The organism is Massilia eurypsychrophila (genome assembly GCF_002760655.1).
Lineage (GTDB): Bacteria > Pseudomonadota > Gammaproteobacteria > Burkholderiales > Burkholderiaceae_D > JAFCUW01.
Window position 1 is genome coordinate 500,669 of sequence record NZ_PDOC01000001.1, and the last position, 12,291, is coordinate 512,959.

Genomic DNA, 12,291 nt, shown 5'->3' on the forward strand with positions numbered 1-12,291 from the left:
TCGCCGCCGCGTGTCATCAAGGGGATATCGACGTGACTACACTATCAACAAAATCGTTCAAATGGCTGGCCGTTGCCGCGCTCGCGCTGTCGGCGCTGGCGCTGGGCGGCTGCGCAACCAAGGGCGGCGCCAGCAACGCGGCCAACATGACGCAGGCGGACAACCACGACTACCTGATCGGGCCGGGCGACAATGTCAACATCATCGTCTGGCGCAATCCGGAAGTGTCGATGTCGGTGCCGGTGCGCCCTGACGGCAAGATCACCACCCCGCTGGTGGAAGACTTGCCGGCCAGCGGCAAGACGTCGACCCAGCTGGCGCGCGACATCGAAAAATCGCTGGAGAAATTCATCCAGCAACCGGTGGTCACCGTCATCGTTACCGGCTTCGTCGGCACCTACGGCGAGCAGATCCGCGTCATCGGCCAGGCCGCCAAGCCGCAGGCGCTGCCGTACCGGCGCGACATGTCGCTGATGGACGTGCTGATCGCCGTCGGCGGCGTCACCGAGTTTGCTTCGGGCAACAGCGCAAGCATCATCCGGAATGTCGGCGGCAAGATGGAAAAAATGCCGGTGCGCCTGAATGACCTGATCAAGAAGGGCGATATCTCGGCCAACGTGGCGATGCGCCCGGGCGATGTGCTGGTCATTCCCGAAAGTTTTTTCTAACATTGCCGGATAGCGCCTTGTCGATTTATCTTACAGATTCATCGCTTTACCGGGCGTTACGGGAAAAACGGGCACGGGTCCGTTCCTAAGTCGTTGAATCCATGGTGAAATGTTGCCGGGTGTAACGTCTGGAACGACTTTTGCTTAGTGTTTCTATAGAAATTTCTTCCGTCAGGCATGTGGTTTGACGGCGCCAATATTGAGGAATACAGACGTGTCCAACCAACGACCAACCGATGCCGAGGGCGGCGCAGTGAGCGCCGCAGCCGACCAGCCCGCCGCGATGACGCCTTCGGGCGCCAGCCGCCGCCGTTTCGCCAAGAGTGGCGCCGGCGTGTCGGCCGGCGTGTTGCTGACACTGGCCAGCCAGCCGGCAATGGCGACGGTGTGCACGTCGCCGTCGGGCACGACGTCGGCCGCTTCAAGCCGGAAAACCGGCACGGCGAGTGCCTGTGTTGGACGCTCGCCGGGCTACTGGAAGACCCATCACTATGACTGGAGAAGCGCCGGCACCAACGGCGGCGCGTTGTTCAAGTCGACGTTCTATTGTGGCGGCCGCTGTTCGGCGTTAGCAAAATACAGTTGCTTCGATGTCGTCGACCCCGACAAGGTCACCAATGGCGACGATCCCGACAACGTCGCGATGCATATCATGGCAACGCTGCTCAATGTCCGTTCGGGAAAAATCTCCTTCCTGACGATCAATCAGGTGGTGGCGATCTGGTACGCGTACGCCACCACTGGCACTTACAAGCCGACTGTCGGCGTGACCTGGGATGGCGCGAGGATCGTCACCTACCTGAAAAGCACGATGATCTGACCGTAGCCGAGCAACGCCATCACCGCACTTCGCATCACCCCTTCGCAGCCAGACCTGGCCTGGTGCCTGACACCGGGACAGGCGCTGCGCCATCGCCAGTGGCAGGGCGAATCGGTACTCTACAACGACCTGTCCGGCGACACCCACCTGCTGAGCGAGGCCGGCCTTTTCCTGTTGCTCGCATTGCAGGCCGGGCCGCTGACCGAGCGCGCCTTGCTGGCCGGCGTGCGCGCCGAATTCGACGCCGATGATGGCGAGGTCGGCGACGCCATGGTGGCCGAGTTGCTCGACGAGCTGCAGGCGCTGGTGCTGATCGAGCCGGCCGCATGAGCACCGTCTCGAGCCTGTCGCGCGCCGAACTTGGCGAGCGCCTCGGCGCCGGCGGCATCCGGTTGCGCACCGGCGCGTTTGTCACGTCGATCAGCAGCCCGATCGCCAGCGTGGCCGACGGCATCAGCCTGATGTACGCCGACTATTCGCTGGCCGACGCCGCCGACTTCGCCGACTTCCACATCAGCCTGTCGCCGACCGGCGGCCTGCGCCGCTGGTTCAGGCGCCAGGTGTTGTTCGATGCGGACGGCACCTCGCCGTTCTTGCCGCTGCCGATCGCGCAGGCCTACCCGCTGTTCGAGTGGTCGATGAACGCGTGCGTATCGAGCCGCGCCAACGCCAACCTGATCATCCACGCCGCGGTCGTCGAAAAGGACGGCCTGGCCGCGATCCTGCCGGCGCCGTCCGGCTCGGGCAAGAGTACGCTGTGCGCCGCACTGGTGACGCGCGGCTGGCGCCTGCTCTCCGACGAGCTGGCGCTGGTGCAGCTTGGCAGCGGCCAACTGCAGGCGCTGCCGCGCCCGATCAGCCTGAAGAATGCATCGATCGACATCATGCGCAGCTATGCCCCTGGCGCGGTGTTTTCGCGCGCGGTACGCGACACGATCAAGGGCGCCATCGCGCACATGAAGCCGCCGGCGGCGAGCGTCGCGCGCGCCCTCGAGAGCGCACGGCCGGCGTGGATCATCTTCCCGCAGTATCAGGCAGGCGCGGCCGCGAGCCTGGCGCCGGTGGCGCCGGCGCGCGCCTTCATGGACCTGGCCGGCAACTCGTTTAACTACAGCCTGCTCGGACCCGATGGCTTTGCGGCCATGGCCGGCCTGATCGAGTCCTGCGCTCACTACCAGTTTACCTACAGCTCACTCGACGAGGCGGTCGAGGTGTTTGCGCGTCTGCGGCCGATCCCGTGATGGCCCTGCCGCTGGCCGTGCAGGCCTTTCGCCAACCGCAGCGGATGTCAGCTTTCAGCCTGACCGAATGGGAAATGCTGCTGCGCCAGGCGGCCAGCGCCAACCTGACGGCGGCGCTGTACTACCTGGCCGAACAGCACGGCCAGCTCGAGGCGATGCCGGCGCGCGTGCGCGAACACCTTGCGTGGGCGCATGTGCAAGGCGAGCGCCATCGGCAAGGAGTGCGCTTCGAAGTGCGCCAGATCCGCCGCGCACTGGCCGAGCTCGACGTGCCGCTGATCCTGCTCAAGGGCGCCGCCTACACGATGGCCGGCCTGCCGCCGGCGCCGGGGCGGCTGTTTTCCGACATCGATATCCTGGTGCCGAAAGGGCGGCTGGCCGAAGTGGAAGCGGCGCTGATGCTGCACGGCTGGGCCGCCAATCACCACGACGAATACGACCAGCGCTACTACCGCGAATGGATGCATGAATTGCCGCCGATGGAGCACGTCATGCGGCAGAGCCTGATCGACGTGCACCATGCGATCTTGCCGGAAACATCAAAGGCACGGCCCGATCCGGCGGCGCTGCGCGCGGCCTCGCAGGCCATCGCCGGCGACGACGGCCTGCGCGTGTTCGCGCCGGCCGACATGGTGCTGCACAGCGCCGTGCACCTGTTCTACGATGGCGAGTTCGATCATGGCATGCGCGACCTGATCGACATTCACCGGCTGCTGCAGCAATTTGGCCAGGAACCCGGTTTCTGGGCCGAACTGCCACGGCGCGCTGCGCAGCTGCAACTGGAGCGGCCGCTGTTTTACGCGCTGCGCTACGCCGAGCGCCTGCTCGGCGCGGCCGTGCCGGCCGACGTGCTGGCGGCGGGGCGCCCGCCGGCGCCGCTGCTGGCGCTGATGGATGCGCTGTTCGGCCGCGCGCTGCTGCCGGCGCATCCGAGCTGCGCCGACCGCTACACCGGCATCGCCCTGCGCCTGCTGTACATCCGCGCCAATTGGCTGCGCATGCCGCCGCTGCTGCTGGCGCGCCACCTGTTCCACAAAGCGTTCATCTCCCCCAAAGCAAGCTGAAATCGCGGCGGGCGCTGGCGCGGCCGACCGGCCCTCGCTTGCCCGCGGCATTGCGTAAACGAAAAAAACTGCCTGGCTTTCACCAGGCAGTTTTTAAGCAAGCTTGCTGCGATTACTTTTTGTTTTTGCGGCTGCGAGCAGTTGCTACGCCAGCCAGTGCCAGGCCGAACAGTGCCAGCGACGCTGGCTCTGGAACTTCGGTGATGGCGTTGCTGAAAGTGGTCGCGCCGCTTTCGTCGGTGATGGCGAATGCGGTGCCATCGGTGGCCAGGCCGCCGGTGTTGTTGTTAAACGAGTTGAACGTCAGCGTGTAGAACGGGTCTGGCTTGACGAAGAACGCCGAGCCTGCAGCGGTCAGCGCGATGTTGGTGTTGACGTTCTGGTAAGCGCCACCCAGTGTGTTCAGACCAGCAACGCCGTAGGCGAAGTTGCCCGATGCCAGCAGGACCTGGGTGCCGACGCCGGTGACGGTCGGATCAGCTGCGAGCGTCGCTTCGGTGAAGAGAGCAGCGCCGTCAGCAATAGCGTCAGCGAACAGGTTCAGGTTGATCGAGGTCACGCTGCACTCGACGCCGACGGACAGGGCGCTGGCGCACGAGAACGTCTGGGTGAAGGTAGCGTACAGGTTGTAGCCCTGGACAGTGCCGAATGGGGTGATCAGATCTACACCGAGGTAGCTGTCGTTGATGTTGCTGCTGGCCAGTGCAAATCCGCTGTACTGGATGTAGCCAGTGCCGGTGTAGTTAAAGCCAGGACCGGCTTGGGTCAGCAGGCGAACGGTCGAGTTACCGACGATTTTGTCAGCGTCGAATTGAGCGGCTGGGGTCGGTGCTACAGGCGTACCATTGACGCTGACCAGACCGTTGCTGGTTGGATCGACGGTGAAGACCATGCCGGCGTTAGCGTTGGCAGCGGCGAAAACGCCGACAGCCAGTACTGCTTTGACGATGGTGCGCAGGCGAGGGGTAAATTTGATCATGGTAACTCTCCAATTAATTCGAATGATGTTCTAAATGTTTTTATTGCTGCTCAACACTATGGCGGTTAAACTTGTTTCGCCTGATGTTTAGCGCTGCTGTTTTGTCTGACTACGATCAACATAAAGCAATCATCGTGCCACCATATGCGGGATGTATACGAATCAAGGACTTACGATCACAGCCTCGTGTTTTTGATCGGTTAGAAAATCGTACTGTAAGAAATCTCGACACCACTACTCAATTATATTTTCCGGGTGGCATCTATCCGCGCCGCCGCTCTCCGATCTGCGCAGCATCGAATAATAGGAATCACAATGCCTAGTCCACAACTGGTTCAATCGGTCATCCGAGAGTTGTTCACTTCCGAGCGCAGCCCACGCCGTACCGAGCCCGATCTGGTGATGGACGATCCGGCCAATGTCGCCGCGTATGTCGAGGCGGGCCGCGAGCACGCGGTGATGGCGCCGGTCTACTTGTTTCATGCCGCTAATATCTGCGAAGTGATCCGGCCCGGCGACACCGTCGTCGACCTGGCCTGCGGACCGGCCAACCAGCTGGCGATGGTGGCGCGGCTCAATCCGCTAACAACCTTTATCGGCGTCGACCTGTCGCCGCCGATGCTGGCGCAGGCGCAGGAGCTGATCACGCGCCAGGGCCTGACCAACGTGACGTTTCGCCACGGCGACATCACCGACCTGTCGATGTTCGCCGACGGCTCGATCGATGCGGTGGTGTCGACGATGGCGCTGCACCACCTGCCCGACAGCGATTGCCTGGCGCGCACGTATGCGGAAGTGGCGCGCATCCTGAAGTCCGGCGGCGGCATTTACATGGTCGACTTCGGTCACCTGAAGGCGCAGCGCAGCATCGACTATTTCGGCAACCAGTACGCCGACCGCCAGCCGGCGTTGTTTACCGAGGACTACATCAATTCGCTGCACGCGGCGTTCTATCCGGACCAGTTCCGCGCGGCGGCGGCGCCGCTGCTGCAGCGCGCCAAGCTGTATGCGACGATTGCGCTGCCGTTCATGGTGGCGCTGAAAAGCCCGGCGCGGCGCGGCGACGATCCGGCGCTGCGCACGACACTGGCGGAGATGAAGAAGAATTTGCCGCAGTGGCATCATGCCGACATCGCCGACCTGATCCGTCACTTCGGCATGAACGGCATGCGCTGCGCGCTGTTGCCGTAAGACGAAAGAAGCGCTGCGGCTAGCGCTGCAGCAGTTCTTCCAGCGGGCGCCGCTCCGAGCGCGCGCGCGCGACGGGGCCGGCGCCGAGCCGGCCCATGTAGACTGGAAACGCATTGCCGTTGAAGATCAGCTTGGCCGTCTGCTCCTGCAGGCGGGCGGCGCGGCCATGCAGGTTTTTTGCATGCGTGAAATGGCGCTCTTCGCGCACATACTTCGAAAAAATCAGCGGCGTCATTTCCGGCTGCATCACCAACCCGAGCTCGGTCAGCGTCAGCCAGTAGCGCTGCACGGCGCGGCCGGCGGCGACGTAATCGTCGATCGTCTGCGGCTGACGCCTGGCCTTGATGACGAAGTGGGCGGCGCAGGCGATACCCGGCACGAAATCCATTTGCAGGCGCGGCGCCCAGGTGCCCATCAACGTGTTCATCATCGACAGCCGGCCCCAGCTGACCATTGCCCACTTCATCAGCTTCAGGGTGGCGGCATCGACGCCGAGGGCCTGGTCGGGCACGCGGTCGTCGCTGCGCTCGACACCCCAGTGGATGATGCGGCGGTGCACTTCGTATGCTTCGGGCATCGTCAGGCGCAGCTTGGCGTTGTTGAACATTATCCGCGCGGTGCGGAACTTGACGCGCAGTCCTTCCAGCCACTGCACTTCGTAGTCGTCGCCGACGGCGTGCTCGAGGGCGAGCTTTTCGGCTGCCGTCAGGGCCCGCGTTTTCATCGGCCGGCGCTGCACGCTGCGCACCGCGATCGACCCGAGCAAGGGACTTGGCGTGACGGCGGCGTCGGCCACCAGCTCGACGTCGAACAGGTAGCGGTGTTCGGCGCCGCTGTCGCGCCGCGTGATGTCGGCGCGCAGGCCGTGCGCGCTGGCGGCAATGGCGATCGTCTCGAGCAGGGCGCCGAGCGAAATCTGGCTCGGATGGCCGTCGAGGTCGTAGACGCAGTCCTCACGTGTGTCGAAGCCGTGCACGACGAAGCGGGCGCTGTCGATCAGCTCGAAGCGCCAGCACTGGGTGTTGTCGCCCGAAGGCGCCCAGCGCGCCAGTTCGAGGATCTGACGGATCACGGACGGTTCGCTCATTTTGCCGCCGCCATGCGGGCGAACTGGCGCTTGCCGATCGCAATGGCGATGCGGTGCAGCCAGTTGTTGTTGCCCCACGGGCGCCAGGTGCGCGCCAGCCGGTTGCGGTAGGCGTCGAACTGCAGCCCGTGCGGCGCGGCATGCACGTCGCCGCGGCCGAGCAGGATCTTCAGCGCTTCGGTGGCGGCGATGCCGGCGCACAGCTGGCAGGCCATGAAGGTCGACGGCCCGCGCCGTTCGGCGAAATTGACCGCCGACGGCTCGACCAGGTAAGGGCGATGCAGGCCGGCCGGCGCCAGGCCGACGACGAAGCGGATCGCCTTGTCTTCCTCGGGCAAGCTGCCCCAGCGGAAGTATTCTTCGAACGTCATCTTGCCGGGCATGAAGTTGAGCAATGCGGCGCCCATGCCCAGCGGCGCCACCGTGGTGGCCGGAATGCCGCGCTCGGCGCACAGGGCGAAGGTTTTCTGGCGGATGTCGAAGGCAAAGAAATCGAGGCCGTCGATGTACAGGTCGACGCCGTCGAGGAAGGCGGGCAGGTTGCCCGCATCGATGCCCTTGTCGAAAATCTTGATGTCGAGTTCGGGATTGACGTCGCGCGCCATGCGCGCCATCACCGCCGCCTTCGGCTGGCCCAGGGTCGAGACGTTGGCGCCGACCTGGCGGTTGAAGTTGACGTAGTCGAAGCTGTCGAAATCGGCGATGTGAAAGCTGCCGATCCCCAGCCGCACCAAGGTCATCAGGTGAACGCCGCCGACGCCGCCGCCGCCGGCGATCGCCACCCGCTTGCCGCGCAGGCTGGCCTGCTCGGCCTTGGTGACCCAGCCGATGTTGCGCGCGAACGCTTCCTCATAAGGAAAGGACGACTCCGCGGCGGTTGCGGCGGAACTTGGCTGGAGAGATGATTTCATTCTGGGCTAGGGAGACGGTGCCGAACGGCGGTGCGGCGAAGGCGGCTGCCTGCGCAGCTCAAGCGGCGTGTTGCTCGTGGTCGACGCGCAGCAGGCGGTTGAGAATACCGGCTTCCTCGCGTGGCGAAAAGAAATAGGGGTAGAACGAGCGTTCGGCCGTGTCGCTGCCGAAGGTGCCGCCATGCTTGCCGATCTGTTCGGTGACGTATTCGAGATTAACGCGCAGCAGAAAGGCCGGCGCGTTGACGCGCGGATTGTTGCGCATTTCCGCTTCGCGCTGAAAGCCGAGCATGTGCTCGTAGAAGCGGCGGTGGCGCGGATTGACCTCGATGAGGATGTCGGTGCAATTGTGGATGTCGCGCGCATAGATGACGGCCAGGTGGAACAGGTTGGCCAGCGCGGTCTTCGACTTGACCTGGGTGTCGAACGCAAACTTGGTAAATTCACACAGTTTCGCGCCGCGCATGCGATGCGCGTCCATCTCGGGCTTGAACACCTGGTCGGCCATCAGTCCGATCGGTGAATCGATGCCGATCGTCAGCGTGCCAATGACTTCGCCATTGTCGGTCGCTGTCAACGTGATCCGGTTTGGATCGTCGTTGAACTGGTGGGTTCCGGCATAGCCGCGCCAAGCGTACATCTTGCTGATGAGCAGGCTGGCGGAATTCCGGCCTTCCGCAGTGTCGGTCAGCCGGATACCGTAATTATCTTGATTCACGATAATATCCTCGTATTCGGTGGACGCTATAGTAGCCTGTTCCGTCATAACTTGCGCGGGTGAATCGGACTCAAGCGAATCCTGGGTTAACTCGAGAGCAACCTCTGCAGCCATGGTATTCACGGGATCCTCACCATTTCTCATTGCGTTCGTGCAGCGAAGTAGCGTGTGCCGGTGACCGTCGCTGCAACGGTCACCGGCATTGTATTCGATTACATTTGCTTACCAAAAAGATGCTTTAAAGTACCTTCAGCAAGGCCTTAGCTTCTTCCATTTGGGCGAAGGGCTTATTGTCCGAGAGCAACTTGTTCAATTCTAGCTTGGCATTGGCCTTATCGCCAGACTTATTCAGTGCAACCGCCAGGTGGTAGCGGAACTCGGTGGCCGCCGGCGCCAGCGCGACGGCGCGCTTGAGGATCGGCAGCGCACGCGCGGTGTTGCCCTGCTCGACGAGCATCCAGCCGAGCGTATCCATCACGGCCGGGCTCTCGGGTGCGGCGGCCAGCGCCTTTTCGGCCGTCGGCAAAGCGCGCGCGTCGCCCAGTTGCTGGTAGGTCCAGGCCAGGTTGTTCAGCGCCACCGGGCTGCCTGGCGCGATCTTCAGCACCGCCTCGAACTGGGTTGCGGCCTGCTTGTACTGCTTGCTCGCGAGCGACATTTCAGCGACGTAGGCGGCGATGATGACATCGTTCGGATTGGCCGCCTGCCATTGCTGCAGGCGCGGCATCGGATCCTTGCCGGTCGCCTTCATCACCTCGGAGATCTTGACCAGCATCTGCGGCGTCTTGGCATTGGCAAACGCCTTTTCCATCGCCGCCAGCGCCAGCGCCGGCTTCTTCAAGCCGAGCTGCAGCTCGCCTTCCATCATGAACCCGGCGGCCGACTTCGGATCGAGCCGCTGCACTTCGCGCACGATGGCCATCGCCTCGTTCGAATTGCCTTTCCGCATTGCCAGCTCGGCCAGCGCGACGCGCGCCGGCAGGTAGGACGGATCGGCCGCGCTGGCGCGCTTCAGGTCCTGCACCGCGGCCGGCTCGTTTTTCATCATCATGTGCACCGACGCCAGGCGCATGTGGACGGCGGGCGCCTTCGGCGTCAGGCCGGCCAGCTTGCTGTACGTCTCGAGCGCGCCGGCCTGGTCCTTGTTGACCAGCTGCATCTGGCCCATCATGTCGAGCACGGCGGGATTGGTCGGATTGGCCGTTTGCAGCTTGCTCATCAGGCTGAGCGCTTTTTGCTCCTGCTTGTTGCGCGCGTAGTGCTCGGCCAGCTTGATGGCCGGATCGACCGCCTCCGGCTTTTCGGCGGCGGCTTTTTCCAGCCAGCTGCCAGCCTGGGCCGGCTGGTTGCGCACGGCGGCAACCTCGGCCAGCGCCATCATGGCCGGCACGTTTTTCTTGTCTTTCTCGAGGACCGCTTCGAAGCGCTTCTGGGCCGCCTCGGGCTTGCGGTCCTGCATGTCGAGGCGCGCCAGGTTGGCCACCGCCGGGAAAAACGTCGGCTGCAGCGCAACGGCTTTTTCGAAGCTGGCGCGGGCGCCGGCCATGTCGCCCTTGGCGACCGACACGCCGCCTTTCAGGTTGTGCACCTGTGGATCTTGCGGATGGGCTTTTTCGAGCGCCAGTGCGGCGGCCATCGCCTTGTCGTAGTGCTTCAGCGCCATTTCGGTCTGCACCAGCGTGACGCCGGCGCGCGTCGATTTCGGGTCGAGCGAGGCGGCCGCTTCGAGTTCGGTGACGGCGCCGGCCTGGTTGCCCTGGGCCAGTTTCGACAGGCCGAGCGAAGTGCGCAGGTCGGCCGATTTCGGCTCCAGCGCGCTGGCTTTTTCGAAGAATTCAGCGGCCTTGCCGTAGTCCTTGTTCTGCATGTGCGACTGGCCGGCCAGCGCCATCAGTTGCGGGTCGAGCGAGGCTTCCTTCGTCAGCGGCGCCAGCAGCGCGAGGGCATCGGCCGGCTGCGCGCCCTTGAGCATCGCATGGGCCAGCAGCTTGCGCGCCGCCGCGTCTTGCGGGAACGCTTCGAGGTATTTCTTCAGGTGGGCTTCGGCTTGCTGGGTGGCGCCGGTGCGCAGTTCCAGCTGGCCGGCCAGCAACAGGCTCGGCATGTGATCGGGCGCCACGCCGAGCACTTTCGTCACCCCGTCCAGCGCCGGCTGCAGTTTTTCCCGGCGGGCATCGAGCAGCGCCTGCACATACGTGATCATCAGGTTACCAGGCGCATACTTGCGCGCCGTCTTCAGGTCTGCCTCGGCGACGTCGTACTTGCCGTCGCCGATTTCGATGTATGCTTTTTCGATGTAGGCGCTGCGGTGCGTCGGGCGCAGCTTGATCGCCTGCTCGTAGCCCTTGCGCGCTTCGGCCGGCTTGCCGTGCTTGCGCAGCAGCATTGCGTTGACCATCCACACTTCCGGATTGGTCGGGTCCTTGACCAGGCTTTCGGCCGAATAGCGGTCGGCGCCGGCGATATCGTTCTGCGTCAGCGCATACATCGTCATGCCGATCAGCGCGCCGCCGGCGTCGCCTTGCAGCGCCAGCGCCTGGTCGTACGCCGCTTTTGCCTTGGGCGCATCACGCAGCGCCAGGTAGGCGTTGCCGCGCATGGTCGACAGCTGCGCCGACCTGGCGGCCGCCGCCTCCGGGATTTCATCGAGCACCTTCTGGAACTGGTTGGTGGCGATCAGACTCTTGCCCAGCAGCGGCATGGTGCGCTCGGCCGGGATGCCCAGGCTGCTCGCCTTGCGCACTTCCTTTTCGGCCGAGACGGCGTCGCCGCTGTCGCTGTACAGGGTGGCGAGCAGCATGCGCGCTTCGCCGTCTTCAGGACTCTTGGCGACGGCATTCTTCAGCTGGATCAGGGCGGCCTTGGTATCGCCCTTTTGCTGGTATTGCTTGGCATCGGCCAACAAGGTTTCGGTCGTTTCGGTACGGCTGCAGGCGCTGATGGCTACGCTCAGGAGCAAGGTGAGGAGGAGTGCGGCGTTTTTCGATCGCGTCTGGACGGCCATGTAATTTCCCTTTTTCGGGTCGCAGCGGCAAAACGCCGGCAACCAATTCGATAATATTTAGTCACCTAGTAGCTAATAATACCCCAAAGAACGCACTTGTTGTCCAGGGTAACGAATTGGTGTTGCAAATCTGGCTTGGCGGCCGCACGGCAGCGGCCAAGCGTGGTGGTTTGGCACTGTTTTGACGGCGTCACCCGACTATTCAGGCTTGCGCAGGCGCGCCAGCAAGGCCTCGACGCCGTCGCCGACCGGCAAGCCGTGGCGGCGCAGCAATTGCAGGTGCAGCACCAGGTTTTCCAGCACCAGCTTGGCCGACACCGCGAGCAGGGTCAGCAGGCGGTCCTCGGTGCTGAAGTTTTCCATCGCCGCGGCCATCTCGCACAGGTGCGACGCCACCAGCTCGCGCAGTTCGTCCTCGGCAAAGGGCAGGTCGGCAAAATCGATCGGGTCTTCCTGTTCCACTTCGTGCATCAGCGCAGCTAACTGCTCGGGCTTGATCGGCATGGCACTCTCCGCGGGTTTGCTCGCTTCCATTTTAGGCCAGCAGGGCCGGCGGAATCGGCTAAAATCGTCGTCACTGGCTTATTCGTCATTATTGTCATAGGCGG

12 protein-coding genes are annotated in these 12,291 nt (G+C 63.7%); 6 read left to right on the forward strand and 6 right to left on the reverse strand.

From position 1 onward, the window contains the following. The first annotated feature begins 32 nt into the window (after positions 1 to 32). From CR105_RS02310 to CR105_RS02330, 5 genes are all read left to right on the forward strand, one after another. On the forward strand, positions 33 to 668 hold the full coding sequence (locus tag CR105_RS02310; RefSeq protein ID WP_229413555.1) for an XrtA/PEP-CTERM system exopolysaccharide export protein: 636 nt from the start codon (positions 33 to 35) through the stop codon (positions 666 to 668). Between the two features lie 214 nt (positions 669 to 882). Further along, positions 883 to 1,488, forward strand: coding sequence for a hypothetical protein (locus tag CR105_RS02315; protein WP_131021634.1), 606 nt, complete (start codon positions 883 to 885; stop codon positions 1,486 to 1,488). An 84-nt stretch (positions 1,489 to 1,572) separates the two neighbouring features. Further along, positions 1,573 to 1,818 carry an HPr-rel-A system PqqD family peptide chaperone gene (locus CR105_RS28770; protein ID WP_267873875.1) on the forward strand — a complete coding sequence of 82 codons (246 nt, stop codon included), beginning with the start codon at positions 1,573 to 1,575 and terminating at the stop codon, positions 1,816 to 1,818. Next, positions 1,815 to 2,729 (forward strand): HprK-related kinase A, encoded by a 915-nt coding sequence (locus CR105_RS02325; RefSeq protein ID WP_099786800.1) that lies wholly within the window; start codon positions 1,815 to 1,817, stop codon positions 2,727 to 2,729. Before CR105_RS28770 ends, CR105_RS02325 begins: the two co-directional genes overlap by 4 nt. Then, on the forward strand, positions 2,729 to 3,793 hold the full coding sequence (locus CR105_RS02330) for a nucleotidyltransferase domain-containing protein (RefSeq protein ID WP_099786801.1): 1,065 nt from the start codon (positions 2,729 to 2,731) through the stop codon (positions 3,791 to 3,793). The genes CR105_RS02325 and CR105_RS02330 overlap by 1 nt, the downstream gene beginning before the upstream one ends. A gap of 112 nt (positions 3,794 to 3,905) precedes the next feature. Here CR105_RS02330 and pepA read toward each other — a convergent pair whose 3' ends face one another. Then, positions 3,906 to 4,772 carry a flocculation-associated PEP-CTERM protein PepA gene (gene pepA, locus CR105_RS02335; protein WP_099786802.1) on the reverse strand — a complete coding sequence of 289 codons (867 nt, stop codon included), beginning with the start codon at positions 4,770 to 4,772 and terminating at the stop codon, positions 3,906 to 3,908. 315 nt (positions 4,773 to 5,087) lie between these two features. Between pepA and CR105_RS02340 the strand changes: the two genes are divergently transcribed. Next, a complete protein-coding gene (locus CR105_RS02340) occupies positions 5,088 to 5,963 on the forward strand; it encodes a class I SAM-dependent methyltransferase (RefSeq protein WP_099786803.1) in 876 nt (291 codons plus the stop codon). A gap of 19 nt (positions 5,964 to 5,982) precedes the next feature. On the opposite strand, the gene CR105_RS02345 is transcribed toward CR105_RS02340, so the two are convergent. From CR105_RS02345 to CR105_RS02365, 5 genes are all read right to left on the reverse strand, one after another. Next, positions 5,983 to 7,050, reverse strand: a complete 1,068-nt coding sequence (locus CR105_RS02345; RefSeq protein WP_099786804.1) for a nitroreductase family protein — start codon at positions 7,048 to 7,050, stop codon at positions 5,983 to 5,985. Continuing rightward, complete coding sequence (locus tag CR105_RS02350; RefSeq protein WP_099786805.1) at positions 7,047 to 7,961, reverse strand: ThiF family adenylyltransferase; 915 nt, start codon at positions 7,959 to 7,961, stop codon at positions 7,047 to 7,049. The genes CR105_RS02345 and CR105_RS02350 overlap by 4 nt, the downstream gene beginning before the upstream one ends. A 58-nt stretch (positions 7,962 to 8,019) precedes the next feature. Beyond that, on the reverse strand, positions 8,020 to 8,679 hold the full coding sequence (locus tag CR105_RS02355; protein WP_229413556.1) for an N-acyl amino acid synthase FeeM domain-containing protein: 660 nt from the start codon (positions 8,677 to 8,679) through the stop codon (positions 8,020 to 8,022). 238 nt (positions 8,680 to 8,917) lie between these two features. Further along, the gene (gene prsT / locus CR105_RS02360; RefSeq protein ID WP_099786807.1) at positions 8,918 to 11,683 is read right to left on the reverse strand and encodes an XrtA/PEP-CTERM system TPR-repeat protein PrsT; all 2,766 of its coding nucleotides are present in this window, start codon (positions 11,681 to 11,683) and stop codon (positions 8,918 to 8,920) included. Between the two features lie 198 nt (positions 11,684 to 11,881). Continuing rightward, entirely contained in the window at positions 11,882 to 12,187 is a 306-nt protein-coding gene (locus tag CR105_RS02365) for a hypothetical protein (RefSeq protein WP_099786808.1), read from the reverse strand. Positions 12,188 to 12,291 lie beyond the last annotated feature (104 nt).